Source organism: Streptomyces catenulae, assembly GCF_000718015.1.
Lineage (GTDB): Bacteria > Actinomycetota > Actinomycetes > Streptomycetales > Streptomycetaceae > Streptomyces > Streptomyces catenulae.
In genome coordinates, this window is the sequence record NZ_JODY01000002.1 from 192161 (window position 1) to 208505 (window position 16345).

At 74.0% G+C, this 16345-nt stretch carries 12 protein-coding genes and 2 pseudogenes; 11 read left to right on the top strand and 3 right to left on the bottom strand.

Translation table 11 applies throughout. The features are described from left to right. Positions 1-50 precede the first annotated feature (50 nt). The 4 genes and pseudogenes from IF23_RS0103060 to IF23_RS0103075 all read left to right on the top strand — a co-directional run. Positions 51-551 (top strand): DUF2231 domain-containing protein, encoded by a 501-nt coding sequence (locus tag IF23_RS0103060; RefSeq protein WP_030279447.1) that lies wholly within the window; start codon positions 51-53, stop codon positions 549-551. A gap of 123 nt (positions 552-674) precedes the next feature. Beyond that, on the top strand, positions 675-959 hold the full coding sequence (locus tag IF23_RS0103065; protein ID WP_030279448.1) for a metal-sensitive transcriptional regulator: 285 nt from the start codon (positions 675-677) through the stop codon (positions 957-959). 299 nt (positions 960-1258) lie between these two features. Further along, entirely contained in the window at positions 1259-1657 is a 399-nt protein-coding gene (locus IF23_RS0103070) for a DUF302 domain-containing protein (RefSeq protein WP_030279450.1), read from the top strand. 216 nt (positions 1658-1873) lie between these two features. Continuing rightward, positions 1874-2863, top strand: a pseudogene (locus IF23_RS0103075) (extracellular catalytic domain type 1 short-chain-length polyhydroxyalkanoate depolymerase); the annotation flags it as partial. Positions 2864-2884: 21 nt separating this feature from the next. Here IF23_RS0103075 and IF23_RS0103080 read toward each other — a convergent pair. The 3 genes from IF23_RS0103080 to IF23_RS0103090 form a co-directional block, all read right to left on the bottom strand. Then, complete coding sequence (locus IF23_RS0103080; RefSeq protein ID WP_030279453.1) at positions 2885-4864, bottom strand: helix-turn-helix domain-containing protein; 1980 nt, start codon at positions 4862-4864, stop codon at positions 2885-2887. A gap of 103 nt (positions 4865-4967) precedes the next feature. Continuing rightward, a complete protein-coding gene (locus tag IF23_RS0103085) occupies positions 4968-6353 on the bottom strand; it encodes an MFS transporter (protein ID WP_030279455.1) in 1386 nt (461 codons plus the stop codon). An 88-nt stretch (positions 6354-6441) separates the two neighbouring features. Next, a complete protein-coding gene (locus IF23_RS0103090; protein WP_051739134.1) occupies positions 6442-7257 on the bottom strand; it encodes a 3-hydroxybutyrate dehydrogenase in 816 nt (271 codons plus the stop codon). Positions 7258-7481: 224 nt separating this feature from the next. Here IF23_RS0103090 and IF23_RS30865 point away from each other — a divergent pair. The 7 genes and pseudogenes from IF23_RS30865 (at position 7482) to IF23_RS0103125 (ending at position 16339) form a co-directional block, all read left to right on the top strand. Next, positions 7482-8845: pseudogene (locus tag IF23_RS30865) on the top strand (tannase/feruloyl esterase family alpha/beta hydrolase). Positions 8846-9030: 185 nt separating this feature from the next. Continuing rightward, on the top strand, positions 9031-10866 hold the full coding sequence (locus IF23_RS0103100) for a hydroxysqualene dehydroxylase (protein WP_030279459.1): 1836 nt from the start codon (positions 9031-9033) through the stop codon (positions 10864-10866). Positions 10867-11277: 411 nt separating this feature from the next. Next, entirely contained in the window at positions 11278-13173 is a 1896-nt protein-coding gene (locus IF23_RS0103105; RefSeq protein WP_030279461.1) for a phage tail sheath family protein, read from the top strand. 87 nt (positions 13174-13260) lie between these two features. Further along, on the top strand, positions 13261-13785 hold the full coding sequence (locus IF23_RS0103110) for a phage tail protein (RefSeq protein ID WP_030279463.1): 525 nt from the start codon (positions 13261-13263) through the stop codon (positions 13783-13785). Positions 13786-13816: 31 nt separating this feature from the next. Further along, positions 13817-14575: a hypothetical protein gene (locus IF23_RS0103115; RefSeq protein ID WP_030279465.1), complete on the top strand. Its 759-nt coding sequence runs from the start codon at positions 13817-13819 to the stop codon at positions 14573-14575. Further along, on the top strand, positions 14568-15383 hold the full coding sequence (locus IF23_RS0103120) for a hypothetical protein (protein ID WP_051739135.1): 816 nt from the start codon (positions 14568-14570) through the stop codon (positions 15381-15383). The genes IF23_RS0103115 and IF23_RS0103120 overlap by 8 nt, the downstream gene beginning before the upstream one ends. Then, on the top strand, positions 15380-16339 hold the full coding sequence (locus IF23_RS0103125; RefSeq protein ID WP_030279468.1) for a Pvc16 family protein: 960 nt from the start codon (positions 15380-15382) through the stop codon (positions 16337-16339). The genes IF23_RS0103120 and IF23_RS0103125 overlap by 4 nt, the downstream gene beginning before the upstream one ends. Positions 16340-16345: the final 6 nt, after the last annotated feature.

Here is a 16345-nt window from a genome sequence, read left to right on the forward strand (position 1 = left end):
CCCCGCCCGCCTCCCGACCGGCCCGCACACCGACCCCGAAGGAGCCCCCCGTGGGACTCGACCTGATCAACGGCCTCCCCGCGCACGTCCTGCTCGTCCATGTCGTCGTGGTCCTGGTACCGCTCACCGCCCTCGCGCTGATCCTCTCCGCCGCCCTGCCCTCGGTCATGCGCCGGTTCGGTCTCGCCCTGCCGGCCCTCGCGCTCGTCTCGCTGATCAGCGTGCCGCTGACGACCGACGCGGGCGAGTGGCTGGAGCGGCATGTGGCCGGCGATCCGCTGGTCCGTGCCCATACGGAGCTGGGCGACGGGCTGCTCCCCTGGGCGCTGGCGCTCTTCGTGGTGGCCACCGCGGTGTGGTGGTGCTACCGCCGCGCCGCCCACCGCGCCCCCGCCGCGCCGGGCCCCTCCGGCGGGGTGGCCCTACCGCTGCGCCTCGCCGCCGCGGTGCTGTCCCTGGTCGTCGGGGTCGGCGCGGGCGTGCAGGTCTACCGGATCGGCGACTCGGGCGCCAGGGCCGCCTGGCACGACAGCTTCTCCGCCAAGGGCTGACGGGGCCCGCCTCGCCGGGACGAGGACGGCGGGCGTCGGCCCGTGACGTGGTGTCCTCGCCCCTCCGGGAATGCCCCGGAGGGGCGGTGCGTTACCCCTGGGGGTATCGAGTGAGGAGTCGTGATGGAACTTGATCTGGCGGCGGAGCTGAAGTCCGTGCTCAACCGGCTGCGGCGGGCACAGGGGCAGATCTCCGGGGTGATCCGGATGATCGAGGAGGGCCGGGACTGCGAGGACGTCGTCACACAGTTGGCCGCCGCCTCCCGGGCCCTGGACCGCGCCGGATTCGCGATCATCGCCACCGGTCTCCAGCAGTGCCTGACCGACATGGAGAACGGCAACCGCTCCGGCGAGGACCCCGACGAGATGCGCGCCAGGCTGGAGAAGCTCTTCCTCTCGCTCGCCTGACGGGCCGCACCGGGCGCGGGACGGGGCCGGGGCACTCCCGGAGCCACCCGGCACCGGGTCCCGGCCTCGGTCCCCGGTCTCCATCGCGCCGACGGACACCGCGGGCGGCACGCCCACCGCGATGCTCCTTTCGCGCGACACCTCGCCGGGGAGAGCGGAGCCGCCGCGCTCTCCCGTCCCCGCCGGGGTACATTCCGCCGCTGTGCCCGCCCTTCCCCGGCCCGTCCGGACGGGAGACCGCGGGCCTCCCGAAGACCGGCACCGGCCCACGGCCGCTCCCCCACGAAGAGGCGATGACCATGCCGTACGACCGCACCGTGCGCCTGAGCGGCGGCTTCGACGAGACCGTCACGGCCGTCCGGGCGGCGCTGGCGGACCAGGGTTTCGGCGTGCTCACCGAGATCGATGTGCGCGCGACGCTGAAGGCCAAGCTCGACCACGAGATGGAGGACTATCTGATCCTCGGGGCGTGCCACCCGCCACTGGCGCACCGGGCGCTGCAGGCCGACCGTTCCGTCGGGCTGCTGCTCCCCTGCAACGTCGTCGTCCGCGCCGAGGGCGACCACACCGTCGTCCAGGCCATCGACCCCGGCACCATGGTCACGCTCTCCGGTGTCGCCGCCATGGCCCCCGTCGCGGAAGAGGCCACCCGCCGCCTCGACGCGGCCCTCGCCGCCCTGCGGGACGGCGGCGTCTGAGGGTCCGGCGCCCCGCGGACGACCGGACCGTCGGCGGCCGGTCCGCCCCGCTAACAACGGCTCCGTGGACCATAGTTGGCGGCGCCGGTATGGCTCCTCCGCACATATTTCTCCCCGGCCGACCCGCCTAGGTTCGACAGCTCCAGGAGTCGGCCGGGCCGTGGATACGGGCGGTTCCCGGTCGGTGGAAGATTCCCCCACACAAGGGAGCCGGTCATGTTCTCCGCACGCCCTCGGCGCCTCGCGACGGGTGCCGCTCTTGCCGCAGCCGCGCTGGTGGCGCTCGGTGTCCCGGCGCGGTCCGCCGCGGCGCAGCCGGTCAGCGGCTCGTTCGAGCAGGTCACCGGCTTCGGGTCCAACCCGGGCAACCTACAGATGTACACCTACGCCCCGGCGGCGCTGCCGAAGGGCGCGCCGGTGGTGGTCGCCCTGCACGGCTGTACCCAGAGCGCCGCCGACTACTACGGCCACTCCGGCTGGCCGGAGCTGGCCGACCGGTACGGATTCGCGGTCGTCTTCCCCCAGACCACCGCCGCCAACAATCCGCAGTCCTGCTTCCGGTGGTTCGACGCGGGCGAGAGCCGACGGGACAAGGGGGAGGCCGCCTCCATCAAGCAGATGGTGGACAAAGCCGTCACCACGTACGGCTCCGACACCACTCGGGTCTTCGCCACGGGGCTCTCGGCCGGGGGCGGCATGACGGCGGATCTCCTGGCCGACTATCCGGACGTCTTCGCCGGTGGCGCCGTCAACTCCGGTCTCCCCGCGCAGTGCGCCACCACCATCCTGGGCGCGAGCGGCTGCCAGCTGGCCGATCAGCATCTGTCGCCGCGGCAGTGGGGCGACAAGGTCCGCGCCTCCGCCCCCGGTCATGAGGGCGGTTGGCCGCGGGTGGCGATCTGGCAGGGCGGCGCCGACCACACGGTCGCCCCCGTCAACGGCACCGAGCTGCGCGACCAGTGGACCGATGTCCGCGGGGTGGGCAACCGGCCCACGGCCACCCGCCAACTGCCCGGTGACACCACCGAGACCGTGTACGGCGCCGACCCGGACCGGCCCGATGTGGCGCTGTTCTCCGTCGCCGGGATGGGGCACGGGCTGGCCGTCGCCCCCGGTGACGGCGACACCCGGTGCGGTTCCACCGGCGCCTACTTCCTCGACACGATCTGCTCCTCGTACCACACCGCCGTGTTCTGGGGCCTCGACAGCCGGTAGACGGGCCGGGGCTCAGCCGTGCGGGGCGGCGACCGTGTGCAGGCGTAGGGCGAGGTGGAGTTCGAGGGCGCGGTCGGGGCTGTTCCAGTCGGCGCCGAGCAGGTTCTGCACCCGGGCGAGGCGCTGGACGACGGTGTTGACGTGGACGTGGAGCAGGTCCTTGGCGCGGGTGAGGCTCCGGCCGGTGGCGAAGTACGCCTCCAGGGTGCGGACGAGTTCGGTGCCGCGCTCGGCGTCGTAGGCGAGCAGCGGGCCGAGGGTGGCGGCCACGAAGGTGCGTGTGTCCCGGCTCTCGCCCAGGACGACGCCGAGGAAGCCGAGTTCGCCGATGTGGGCGCCGTCGCCGGTGCGGCCGAGCGCGTGCAGGGCGCGCAGGCAGCGGGTGGCCTCGGCGTGCGCCTCGACGACCGCGGTGAGGCCGGAGGCGGGACCGGCGGCGGCCACCGTGACCGGGGCGCCGACCGCGCGGCCCCACTGCCGGGCGAGGTCGCGGGCGAGCCGCCCGGGTTCCGCGGCGAGGGCGTCCGGGCCGTCCGCGCCGTCCTTCCGGGCGAGCGACCGGAGCAGGACGAGGGAGCCGTGGTGCTCGGCGCTGACGGTGCCGGGGTGGTGGGTGAGGTGGGAGAGGCTGGCGAGGTTGAGCCGTTCCCGGGCGCCCTGGGCGGTGCGGGCGACGAGGACGAGGTGCGGGCGGCGCAGGTCGATGCCGAGCCGACGGCCCCGCTCGATCAGGGCGCCGGGGTCCTGACCGGGGGCGTCGAGCAGGTCGGCGACGAGGTTGCCGCGCAGCCGGTTCTCGGTCTCGGCGGCCCGGCGGCGCAGCATCACGAGCAGACCGGTGACGACGGAGGCCCGTTCGAACAGGCGCCGGTCGCTGTCCTCCAGCGCACGCGGGCCGTGCAGGACGAGCGTGGCCAGGATCTCCGGCCCGGCCAGCACCGCGCACACCCAGTGCCCCGCCCGGTGCACGGCGCGCGCCCGCCGCCGGGAGTCCTCCGACGCCGTCGGCAGCCACTCGGCCACGGTGTCGTCGAGCGGGAAGGCCGCGCCGTGCCCGTCGGTCGCCGCGAGGGGGACGCCCTCCGGGTCGTGCAAGGAGATGGGGCCGTGCAGCAGTCCGGCGAGGGCGGCCGTGACCTGGGGTATGTCGCCGCCGCGCAGCACCAGGTCGGTGAGGCGGTCATGGGCCTCCTCGGCCCGGTGCAGCGCCTCGGTCTGACGGCGGACGGTCTCGTTGGCGGCGGCGAGTCCGTCCAGCGCCTGCCGGGTCTCGGCGATGCTGCGGGCCGTGTCGATGGCGACGGCGGCGTGGGTGGCCAGGGACTGGAGCAGGGCGATCTCGTCCTGGCCGAAGGACCGGGCCGCGCGGTCCGCGGCGAACAGCACCCCGACGACCTTGTGGGAGGAGTCGGTGCGCGACCCCAGCAGCAGCGGCACCCCGAGGATGGAGACCAGCCCCTCGTCCAGGACGCCCGCGTCGATGCTGCCGGTGTGGTGGAAGCGCGGGTCGATGCGGTAGTCGGGGGTGGCGTAGGGCCGGGCGGTCTGGGCGACGAGCCCGCCGAGACCGTCGCCGAGGCTGAGGCGGAGCCGCTGGAACGCCGGTGAGACGGAGCCGTCGGTGACCCGCATGTAGGTGTCACCGGCCTCCTCGTCCGGCAGCGTCAGATAGGCGGTGTCGGTGCCCAGCAGGCTGCGGACGCGGTGGACGATGGCGCGCAGCACGGTGTCCAGGCCGGTGGCGGCGGCCAGATCTCCGGCGGTGTCGAACAGCGCGGTGAGTTCCCGCTCGCGGCGCCGGTGCTGGCAGAGGGTGCTGCGGATGCGCTGCGCCGTCGCGGCTGCCCGCTCCACCTCCCGCAGCTCCGCGGCGGGCAGGCCCTCGGCGCGGGCGCGCGCCACCTGCCCGCTCAGCTCCTCGGCGGGGGCGCCGCTCTCCAGCAGTTCCAGCAGGGCCCGCAGGTGCGGGGCGGCGCGGGGCGGCTCGGGCATGGGGACACCTGGGGTCGGCGGGCCGGACGGGCGCGGAGGACAGCGGCAACTATAGACAGCGGCGGCGCGGGGGCCTCGTGGTCGTCACGAGGCCCCATGGCGCCTACGCGGTGGGCGCGTTGGGGCGCGCGGCGGGGGCGGCGTCACCCGCCGACGGGGGCTCCTCGGCGGTGTCGCCGACGGCGGCGAGGTCGCTGCCGCGCGTCTCCCGCGCCAGGAGCACGGCCACCACCGTGATGACCGCGGCGACCGTCACGTACAGCGCGATCGGCCCGGGACCGCCGTACGCCCCCAGGAGCGCCGTCGCGACCAGCGGGGCGGAGGCGCCCGCGGCGACGGAGGAGAGTTGGGCGCCGATGGACGCGCCGGAGTACCGCACCCGGGTGGCGAAGAGTTCCGCGAAGAAGGCCGCCTGGGGTGCGTACATGGCGCTGTGGAAGACGAGTCCGACGACGACGGCGAGGGTCAGCGCGGCGAAGGACCGGGTGTCGGCGAGCGCGAAGAAGGCCCACACCCAGCCGCCGGTGCCGACGGCGCCGACCAGGTAGACGGGGCGGCGACCGATGCGGTCGGAGACCGCGCCGAACAGCGGGATCAGGCAGAACTGCACGGCCGAGCCGATCAGTACGGCGTGGAGCGCGGTCTGTTCGGGGAGCTTCAGATGGCCGACGCAGTAGGCCAGGATGAACGCGGTGAGGATGTAGTAGGAGATGTTCTCCGCGATCCGGGCGCCCATCGCGACCAGGATGTCCCGCCAGTGGTGGCGCACCACGTCGACCATCGGCGCCCGTTCGTCGGCGCCCGCCGAGCGGCGTTCCTCGGCCCGGGCCAGCGCCTCCTTGAAGAGCGGCGACTCGTCCACGCTCAGCCGCACCCACATGCCGACCAGGACGAGGACGCCGGAGGCGAGGAAGGCCACCCGCCAGCCCCAGGTCTCGAACGCGTGGGAGGTGGTGGTGCCGGTGAGCAGGGCCAGCACGCCGACGGCGAGGAGGTTCCCGGCGGGGGCGCCGCCCTGCGGCCAGGAGGCCCAGAAGCCGCGGTGCCGGGGGCTGCCGTGTTCGGAGACGAGCAGGACCGCACCGCCCCATTCGCCGCCGAGGGCGAAGCCCTGGAGCAGACGCAGCAGGGTCAGCAGCACCGGAGCCGCCGCCCCGATGGCGTGGTAGCTCGGCACACAGCCGATCAGGACGGTGGCGCCGCCCATCATCAGCAGGCTGGTGACCAGGAGCTTCTTGCGGCCGATCCGGTCGCCGAAGTGGCCGAAGACGAGGGCGCCGACGGGGCGGGCCACGAAGCCGATGGCGTAGGTGAGGAAGGAGAGCAGGGTGCCGGTCAGCGGGTCGGAGTCGGGGAAGAACACCTTGCCGAACACGAGCGCGGCGGCGGAGCCGTAGAGGAAGTAGTCGTACCACTCCACGGTGGTGCCGACCAGTCCGGCCGCGACCACACGGCCGAGGCGCGGGGGTCTGGGGGTCTTTCCGTTCACGGGTCGTCACCTTCGTACGAGACGGCGGGGAGGCACGGACGGGGAGATAAGGCATCCGGTGGCGGGTCCGGGGCCCGGGGGCGGGCGGTCAGTGGGCGGTCCAGCCGCCGTCCATGACGAGGTCGGTTCCGGTGACGGAGGCGGCGTGCGGGGTGCAGAGCCACAGCACCGCCCGGGCCACCTCGTCCGGTTCGACCAGCCGTTTGACGGCGCTGCGGGCGAGGAGGACGCCGTTCATGACGTCCTCCTCCGGGATGCCGTGGGCGGTGGCCTGTTGGCTGATCTGCCGCTCGACCAGCGGGGTGCGCACATAGCCGGGGTTGACGCAGTTGCTGGTGACACCGTGGCCCGCGCCCTCCAGGGCGGTCACCTTGCTCAGCCCCTGGAGCGCGTGCTTGGCGGTGACGTAGGCGCTCTTGTACGGGCTGGCGCGCAGTCCGTGCACGGAGGAGATGTTGACCACCCGGCCCCAGCCCCGCGCGTACATGCCCGGCAGGGTGCGGTGCAGGATCCGGAACGGCGCCTCGACCATGATCCGCTGCATCCGGGCGAAGCGGTCGGGGTCGAACTCGGTGATCGGGGCGATGTGTTGCAGACCGGCGTTGTTGACCACGATGTCGGCGTCGGCGGGCAGCTCCGCCACCGCCGCCGGATCGGCCAGATCCACCACATGGACGGTGGCGTCGATCCGCGCCGCGGTCCGCGCGGCGGCTTCCCCGTCGACGTCGACGACCCGGACGCGGGCGCCGGACGCGGCCAGCGCCAGCGCGCACGCCCGGCCGATACCGCTCGCCGCGCCCGTGACCAGCGCCGTCCTGCCGTGCAACGGGCCGGGCACGGCGTCCGGTTCGGGGCCGGTCGCGGAGGCGGCGCGGACCCGGGTCGCTTCGTCTGGGGGAACCATGCCGTTCACCGTAGGAGCGGCCGGGGTAGCGGCCCATGGTTGCCGGAACCACAAGCGGCCCCCGGAAGGTGGTGTTCCGACCCATGGAACACCCGGAGGCCGGAGGCTTTACTTGACGCCTTCGGGAGCCGTCGGCCGCACCCGGTGGGCCACGGCGCCGCGCGGGAGCGGCCGTCGCCCCTGCCCGCCTCCGCACGCCGTGACCGTTCTCCAGGAGCCCTCCGATGCGCCCTGCTCTGCGCCGGTTCACCCTCGCGGCCCTCGCCCTCGCCGCCTGCGCCACCGGCCCCGCCCCGGCCCACGCCCGCACCGCCGACGCCCCCGCCTGCGCCCGGGCGGTGGCGGTGCCGGGCGCCGCCCATCAGCGCCACGCCTGTCTGCCGGACCTGACGACCACGGCGCTCGCGGGCACCCCGTACACCGACACCGCGGACCAGACGGGCCTCGCCGCCCGCGGCACCCGCAACCCCAGCGGGGTGCCCGGCGTCCAGATCGACGGCTACTTCCCCGACACCTCCCGCACCAACGCCGAGCACGGCTGGCACCACGACGCGCAGTTCGTCCTGCGGCTGCCCGCCCGCTGGAACGGCGGTCTCGTCGTCACCGGCGCGCCCGGCAACCGCACCCAGTACGCCACCGACGCCCTCATCTCCGACTACGTCCTGGCCGCCGGTTACGCCTACGCCGCCACCGACAAGGGCAACACCGGCCCCGACTTCTACCGGGACGGCCACCGCCCCGCCGATGCCGTCGCCGAGTGGAACCGGCGCACCACCCAACTCACCCGCGCCGCCCGCACCACCGTCCACCGCTTCTACGGACGCCCCGTCCGCCGCACCGTCATGACCGGGATCTCCAACGGCGGCTACCTCACCCGCCGGCAGCTCGAACACCACCCCGAGCTGTACGACGGCGGCATCGACTGGGAGGGCACCCTCTGGACCGCCCGCGGCCCGAACCTGCTCACCCCGCTGCCGACCGCCGTCGCCTGGAGCACCGGCACGGCCACCGAGGACGACATGTACGGGCGGGGTTCGCCCGCGGCTCCGCGTTCCTGTGGCCGTACCACCGCGGCACCTACTGGGGGCTGACGCAGAAGGCGTACCGGGCCGCCGTCGACCCCGGCTACGATCCGCGGTGCCCCGGCACCAGCGCCGGATCCACCCCGGAGCAGATCCTCGCGCCCTGCCCGTCCGACGCCCGCTACGCCTACGCCGCCCGCCCGGCGGCGGTGCACGACGCGGTCTCCCGGATCGCCCTGACCGGCGCCCTCACCCGGCCCCTGATCACCCTGCACGGCACGCTGGACGCCCTGTTGCCCAAGAGCACCGACTCCGATGTCTACCGGCGGATGGTGACCCGCTCCGGCCGCGCCGACCTGCACCGTTACTACGCCGTCGCGGGCGGCAACCACGTCGACGGGCTCTACGACACCTTCCCGGACCGCCTGCGCCCGATGCTGCCGTGCTACCGCAGCTCCTTCGACGCCCTCGCCGCCTGGCTCGACCACGGCACCCCGCCGCCCCCGGACCACACCGTCCCCCGCACGCCCCACACCGACCTCGTCAACACCTGCTCCCTGCGGTGACGCCGAACGGGTACACCGCGCACGCCCCCGCACCACCCCTCCGGCCCGCGCATCAACTCATCCCGAAGGCAAGGGACTTGTAGGAACGCACGCGCCGCCGCCCCCTCCCCGTACAGGTGAGAACACTGTGCGTGACAAGAAATGTACTTCCGGCTTCCCGGGCCCCTCTCTACCCTCCCGTTCTCATGACAACGGAACACGCGCAGCAGCCCGAGGGGCGCAACGGACAGAGCCGCAGGCGCTTCCTGGCGGCGACCGGCGGAGCGGTCGCGGGGGTCGTCGGCGGGGCCGCGCTCGACGCCTCGGGAGCCACCGGCGCCGTGGCCGCGGCCCGCACCGGGAAGCGCGTCGCGGTCCTCGGCGGCGGGGTGTCCGGCCTCAGCGCCGCCCATGAACTCGCCGAACGCGGCTACGCGGTCACGGTCTACGAGTACTACGACATCCTCGGCGGCAAGGCCCGTTCGATGGACGTCCCCGGGACCGCGGCGGGCGGCCGCAAACCGCTCCCCGGCGAGCACGGCTTCCGCTTCTTCCCCGGCTTCTACCGGAACCTGCCGGACACCATGCGCCGCATCCCCTTCCCCGGCAACGCCCACGGCGTCCACGGCAACCTCCGCAACAGCACCGAGGCGCTCTTCGCCCGCGGCTCGGGCCGCCCGGACCTGCACTTCCCGCTCCGCCGGGTCACCACCCCGCCCGCCCTCGGCGACCTCACCCCGTCCTGGCTGCGCGACCAGATCCTCTCGGTGCTCGACCTCGCCACCCATCTGCCCGCCCACGAGGCCGCCTACTTCGCCAACCGCCTCCTGGTCCACCTGACCAGCTGCGACGCCCGCCGCGAGGGCCAGTGGGAGAAGGTCACCTGGTGGGACTTCATCCGCGCCGGTGAGATGAGCCGCGAGTACCAGGTCCTCCTCGGCATCGGCCAGACCCGTAACCTCGTCGCCACCCGCGCCGAGATCGCCTCCACCCGCACCGTCGGCCGCGTCATCATCGAAGCCCTCCTCCTGTGGGGCCTGCTCGGCCGCGGTATGGACGGCGACGCGGACATCGACCGGGTGCTGAACGCCCCGACCAGCGAAGCCTGGATCGACCCCTGGGAGACACATCTGCGCGACCGGGGCGTCGAGTTCGCCCTCGGCACCGAGGTCCACGAGGTGCTGTACGAAGGCGGCCGGGTGACCGGCGTACGGGTCGCGGCACGCGACGGCAGCCATCCGCGCACCGTCACCGCCGACCACTACGTCTCCGCCCTCCCCGTCGAGCACGCCCGCCCCACCTGGGGCCCGGCCCTGCGCGCCGCCGACCCGCAGCTGGCCCGGTGCGACGCGCTGAAGTCGGACTGGATGACCGGCGTGATGTTCTATCTGCGCACCCCCACCCCCGTCGTACACGGCCACATCAACTGCCTCGACTCCCCCTGGGCGGTCACCGGAATCGGCCAGGCACAGTTCTGGGACGGCCGGGACTTCGCCCGCGACTACGGCGACGGCCGGGCCCGCGAATGCCTGTCCACGATCATCTCCGAATGGGACAAGCCCGGCATCCTCTACGGCAAGACCGCCCGCGAGTGCACCAAGGACGAGATCGTCGCCGAACTGTGGGCCCAGCTGAAGGACGGCCTCAACGACTCCGGCAGGACGACCCTCCGCGACGAGGACCGGCTCGGCTGGTTCATGGACCCGGCGGTGACAGACCTCGGTGGCCCCCACCCCCGCAACCGCGAGCAGCTCCTCATCCACCCCACCGGAACCCTCTACCACCGCCCGTCGGCGAAGACCGCGGTCCCGAACTTCTTCCTCGCCGGTGACTACGTCCGCACGGACGTGGACCTGGCCACCATGGAGGGCGCCAACGAATCCGCCCGCCGCGCCGTCAACGCCCTCCTGGACGCGGACGCCTCGCCCGCCGAACGCTGCCCCGTCTGGCAACTGTTCCGCCCCCCGGAGCTGGAACCCCTCAAGCGCATCGACGAGACCCGGTACCGGCTGGGGCTGCCCAATACGTTCGATCTGGGGTGAGACGGCGGGCCGGGTCCGGGCGGGCCCGGCCGTCGTGGTTCCGGTTGCGGGGGTGCGGGGAGCCGTCGGGGAAGGATGTGCGACGTGCTCGCACAGGACCTCCGCAAGTGGTGACGTGAAAGGTCCTTGACCCGTCAACTCCCCGTGAAACAAACTGCGTTGCGCGCTTACGCATCAGGAGTCACAGGTTCGGGGCCGCGCGCCCCGGACTTGGTCCCGTGCAGGTCGGGCCACGGATCGCGGGTCGCCTTCGCACCGGATGCGGACGGGGGAACTTGATGGGCCGCAGGGGGATGTACGACCACGGACGGCGCGGGGCGCGGCCGTGGACTCCTCCGCACCCGCCGTCCCTCCCCCTTTCTCGATTTCTTGGTGTCCTCACACTCGGTGCCTGAAGGGATTGGAGGGGGAATGCCGACACCTACCGCCGATCAGAAATACCCCGGCGTCCATGTCGAAGAGCTTCCCAGCAGCATCCGCAGCATCACCACCGTGACGACGTCCGTGACCGCTTTCGTCGGCCACACCCGGCGCGGGCCGCTCGACCAGCCGGTCCGGATCACCAGCTTCACCGACTTCGAGCGCCGCTTCGGCGGCCTGACCTCCCGCAGCCCGGTCTCCCACGCGGTCCACCAGTTCTTCGGCAACGGCGGCGCCGTCGCGGTGATCGTCCGGGTCGCCCGGACCGGCAGCGGCGCGGAGGCACACGTCACCCTGGAGTCCACCGAGGGCCGCAGCCAGTGCCCGGTCCTGGAGGTGTACGCCAAGGAGCCCGGCGTCTGGGGCGACGGCCTGCGGGTCGCCGTCGACCACGACACCCCCGCCCACCGCCCGGCAGGCGGCGGCCCGCGCCACCCCTCCGATCCGGACGAGACCTTCAACCTCCAGGTCTTCGACGCGCACGGCGCGGCCCGGGAGTCCTTCACCGGCCTGTCCATGGACCCCGGCAGCGGCCGGTTCGTGGAGACGGCCGTCAACTCCGCCTCGGCGCTCATCCGGGTGGCCGTGGTCGGCGAGGGGCGCCCGGACCCGTCCGGCACCGTCTCCAAGCCGTTCCACCACCCACTCCCCGATCTCGACGTCGAGTTGACGGTGAAGATCGGTGAGGTGGAGCGGGAGTTCACCCTCTACGAAGCGGAGTGCGACGGCGAGCCGCCGTGCGATGTCACCGGGCTGGCACTGCTGCTGGAGCAGAAGCTGCGGTCGCTGCCGGACGCCCCCGGCAAGCACGCCTTCGCCGGTACCCGGGTGATCCCCTTCGGGCGCCGCCTCCAGGTCGTGGCCGGCTCCACCGACCCCTGCGACGTGGTCCGCTTCGTCGGCGAGTGCGCCAACGACCTCGGTCTGGAGGCGTCGGTCAATCCGCCGGTCTTCGCGCTGTGCGGCGGCGCGGACGGCGACCCGCCCGGCCCGCGCGACCTGATCGGCAGCGAGGCCCGCAAGAGCGGTCTCCAGGCGCTGCGCGATCTGCCCGACGTCAATCTGCTCGCACTGCCGGAGCTGGCGTCGTACGAGTCCGTCGACGACATGCTCACGGTGGTCTCGGCGGCCCAGCGGCTGTGCCAGGAGCGGCGGATGTTCCTGCTGGTCGACGCGCCCGCCACATGGGGCGGTGTGGACGCCGCCCGGGCCGGGATCGGCGCGTTCGACGCGGTGCGCGGCGACCACGCCGCCCTGTACTTCCCGCACCTCCAGCTCATCGACCCGCTCACCGGGCGGCTGCGTTCCTTCCCGCCGTCCGGTGCGCTGGCCGGGGTGATCGCCCGTACCGACGGCGAGCGCGGGGTGTGGAAGGCTCCGGCGGGCACCGAGGCGCGGCTCGCCGGTGTGCACGGGCTGACCGTCAAGCTCACCGACCGCGAGAACGGTCTGCTCAACCCGCTCGGCATCAACTGCCTGCGGACCTTCCCGATGGTCGGCCCGCTGGTGTGGGGCGCCCGCACGCTGGCGGGCTCGGACGCCCTGGACAGCGAGTGGAAGTACGTCCCGGTGCGGCGGCTGGCCCTGCATGTCGAGGAGAGTCTGCTGCGCGGTCTGCAGTGGGTGGTCTTCGAGCCCAACAACGAGCAGTTGTGGCAGCAGATCCGGCTCAACGCCTCGGCGTATCTGCACTCCCTCTTCGAGAAGGGCGCCTTCAAGGGCGGCACCCCGCGGCAGGCGTACTTCGTCAAGTGCGACAAGGACACCACGACCGAGGCGGACATCGAGAACGGGACCGTGAACGTCGTGGTCGGCATCGCGCCCGTCAAACCGGCCGAGTTCGTGATCGTCAAGATCCAGCAGATGGCCGGTCAGTTCGATCTGTAGGGCGTGGGGCGCCGGGTCCGGCCGACGGCCCCGGCGCCCGTACGCCCCACGACGCCGATGTGCAGGAATCCGACATGAAGGAATCCGATGGCTGAGTTCAAGATCAACGCCCATCGCTTCGACCCGTACAAGAACTTCAAGTTCCTGGTGCTGTGGGACGGCCGTACGGTCGCGGGGGTCAGCAAGATCAGCCCGCTCAAGCGCACCACCGAGGTCGTCAAGCACCGCAACGGCGGCGACCCCAGCTCTCCGCGGAAGTCCCCGGGCCGTTCGGAGTTCGAGGGCATCACCCTGGAGCGCGGGGTCACCCACGACCCGGAGTTCGACCGCTGGGCCAACAAGGTCTGGCAGGTCGGCGCGGGTCTGGGCTCGGAGGTGTCGCTCGCCGACTTCCGTAAGGACATCGTCATCCAGGTCCTCAACGAGGCAGGTCAGGTCGCCGTCTCGCACAAGATCTACCGGTCCTGGCCGAGCGAGTACCAGGTCCTGGGCGAGATGGACGCCAACGCCAACGCGGTGGCCATCCAGAGCCTGAAGCTGGAGTGCGAGGGCTGGGAGCGCGACTACGAGGTCCCCGAACCGCAGGAGCCCTCCTTCACCCACCCGGCCTGAGCGGACGCGACGAGTGGTGGCGAGGTGGCGGATGGCGGTCACCGGGCCGGGGGAACTGCTGGCCACCTGGGAGGCCGGGCTGGCCGAACAGGACGCCGGGCGGGCCCTGTTGCTGCACCGGGCGGCCCGTCCCGGCGAGTCGGCGCACACCCTGTCGTCGGCGCCGCTCGGGGAGCGGGCGGCCGATCTCTTCGCGCTGCGCCGGGCGCTGTTCGGCGAGCGGATGGAGGTCACGCTCGACTGCGCGGCGGACGGGTGCGGCGCGGCGCTGGAGTTCACGTTGGACGCCGGGGAGCTGGCGGCCGTCCGCCCGGCGCCGCCGGAGGACGGGCTGCGGGTGGCGGAGGACGGGTGGAGCGTGCGGTTCCGGCTGCCCGGCCCCGCCGATCTGGCCGCGGTGGCCGCCGCCCGTCCGCCGGACGCGCTGCACGCCGGGCGGCTGCTCGCGGCCCGCTGCGCCCTCACCGCCCACCGCGGCGGCCACCTGGCGACCGATGAAGACCTCGCCCAGCTGCCCGAACCGGTGCTCCGGCGCTTCGCCGAGGCCGCCGAAGCGGCCGACCCCGGAGCGGAGTTGACGCTCCGGGTCGCCTGCGCGGAGTGCGGTGCGCCCACCGCCGCGGAGCTGGACATCGCCGCGTACCTGTGGACCGAACTGGACGCCTGGGCCCGGGACCTGCTCCTCGACGTCCATCTGCTCGCCTCGGCCTACGGCTGGAGCGAGCCCGAGATCCTGGCGCTCAGCCCGCTGCGGCGCCGCTACTACCTGGAGCTGTGCGCGGATGCCTGAGCTGCCCGAACCGACGCCCGCCGGGTCCGGCGACTACCTCGGCCGACTGCTGGCCCGGTACGCCCCTGCGCCGCCCGCCGATCCCTTCGGCCCGCCCGGGGGCGCCGACGGGCCGGGGCGGCGGGCGCTCGTCCGGCCGCGGCTGCCCGGCCCGTTCGAGCGGGTGGAGGCGGTGCGCGGCCCGGCCGACGGCGAGGCGGCCGACGACGGGCTGTCGTCCCCGCGGGCGGCCGGGCGGCCCGTACCGGCCCCGTCCGCCGGGCAGCCGCCGCGTACCGCGCACCGGTCGGAGATCCACACCCGGGCCGAACGGGAGACGGTGATCCGCACCGAGGCGGCGCCGGAAGCCGACCGCGGGCCGGTCGCCCCGGGGCCGGTCCCCGCCCCTGCGCTCCGCCCCACGGCGACGGCCACACCCGCCGCCCGGGCCACCGCCACCGAGGGCGTACGGCCGCGGGGCCGGGCGGCGGCTGATCCGGCACGACCGGCGGCGGGCCGGGAGGCGGCGCCGTGGGACGGGTCCGGTCCGGCGCCGTCCGGCGCGCTGCGGCCACGGGCCGACGCCCCGGTCGCGCCCCGCCGCACCGCACCGCCCCGCACCGCCGCCGCGGGCGGCCGACGTGGGGCGCGCGGTCCCGCCGAGCGGGTGGTGCACGTAGAGATCGGTCGGCTGGAGGTCAGCGCGGCCGGTGCCGAACGGCCCGCGGCGGGTGGCCGCCCGGCGCGCCCGGAGCGGCGCGCGCCCGCGGTGAGCCTGGCCGACTACCTGGCCGACCAGGAACGGACTTCAGGGGGACGGTCCCATTGAGCAACGCACTCGCCCTCGCGACGGTCACCCAGGCCCTTGCGCTGCTGATCGAGCACAATCTGCACCCCGAGATCGACATGGCCGTCTCGGTGGAGACCCGTAAACCGCCGTCCGACCCGCCGACCGACCCGACGATCACCGTCTTCCTCTACCAGGTCTCCCACAACCCCTCGATGCGCAACAGCGATCTGGTCACCCGCGCCTCCGACGGCACGCTGCTCAAGCGCCCGGCCGCCGCCGTCGACCTGAACTTCCTGATCAGCGCGTACGGGGAGGAGCAGGAGCTGGTCGGGCAGCGGCTGATCGGGAGCGTGGTACGGACGCTGCACGAGATCCCGGTGCTGCCGCGGGAGTTGATCGAGGAGGCGGCCGAGCGCCCCTATCTGGCCGGGAGCGATCTGGCCGGGTCACCGCAGCGGGTCCGCTTCACACCGACCCAGATGGACGTCGACGAGACCTCCAAGCTCTGGGGGATGTTCAACAACACGCCCTACGCACTGTCGGTGAGCTACCAGGCGTCGCTGGTGCTGCTGGACGGCCACCGGAAACCGGCACCGGCCCGCCCGGTGCGGCGGCCGGAGGTGGCGGTGGCGCCGGAGGTACCGCCGGAGGAGCCGTTGGCGGACGCGCCGCCCGGACCGGCGGCGGCTGCGGGCGACGGGCAGGGGCCCGCCGGTCCGGCGGCTTCCGGGCCGACCGGGGACGCCGCCGCGGACACCGCCCCGGGCCCCGCCGAGGGGACCGCGCGGAAGGCGGCCGGGAAGACCGCGAAGAAGGCGGCGGGCGGGCGGCCGTCACCGCGGAAGGCGACCGCGGCGCGGGAGAGCGCGGGCGGCGGACGGTCGGGGGGCCGGGCCCGTAAGGCGACCGGCGGCCGGGCGGGGGACGCGGACCGCGCCCCCGGCACCGGTCGGTCCGCCGACCCGCACCGTACCGACGACGGCGGGGAGGGCTGAGGCGCG

Coding starts and splice junctions, on each gene's coding strand:
- IF23_RS0103065 (WP_030279448.1), top strand. CDS start 675: ATGGAACTTGATCTGGCGGCGGAGCTGAAGTCCGTGCTCAACCGGCTG.
- IF23_RS0103070 (WP_030279450.1), top strand. CDS start 1,259: ATGCCGTACGACCGCACCGTGCGCCTGAGCGGCGGCTTCGACGAGACC.
- IF23_RS0103080 (WP_030279453.1), bottom strand. CDS start 4,864: ATGCCCGAGCCGCCCCGCGCCGCCCCGCACCTGCGGGCCCTGCTGGAA.
- IF23_RS0103090 (WP_051739134.1), bottom strand. CDS start 7,257: ATGGTTCCCCCAGACGAAGCGACCCGGGTCCGCGCCGCCTCCGCGACC.
- IF23_RS0103100 (WP_030279459.1), top strand. CDS start 9,031: ATGACAACGGAACACGCGCAGCAGCCCGAGGGGCGCAACGGACAGAGC.
- IF23_RS0103105 (WP_030279461.1), top strand. CDS start 11,278: ATGCCGACACCTACCGCCGATCAGAAATACCCCGGCGTCCATGTCGAA.
- IF23_RS0103110 (WP_030279463.1), top strand. CDS start 13,261: ATGGCTGAGTTCAAGATCAACGCCCATCGCTTCGACCCGTACAAGAAC.
- IF23_RS0103115 (WP_030279465.1), top strand. CDS start 13,817: ATGGCGGTCACCGGGCCGGGGGAACTGCTGGCCACCTGGGAGGCCGGG.
- IF23_RS0103120 (WP_051739135.1), top strand. CDS start 14,568: ATGCCTGAGCTGCCCGAACCGACGCCCGCCGGGTCCGGCGACTACCTC.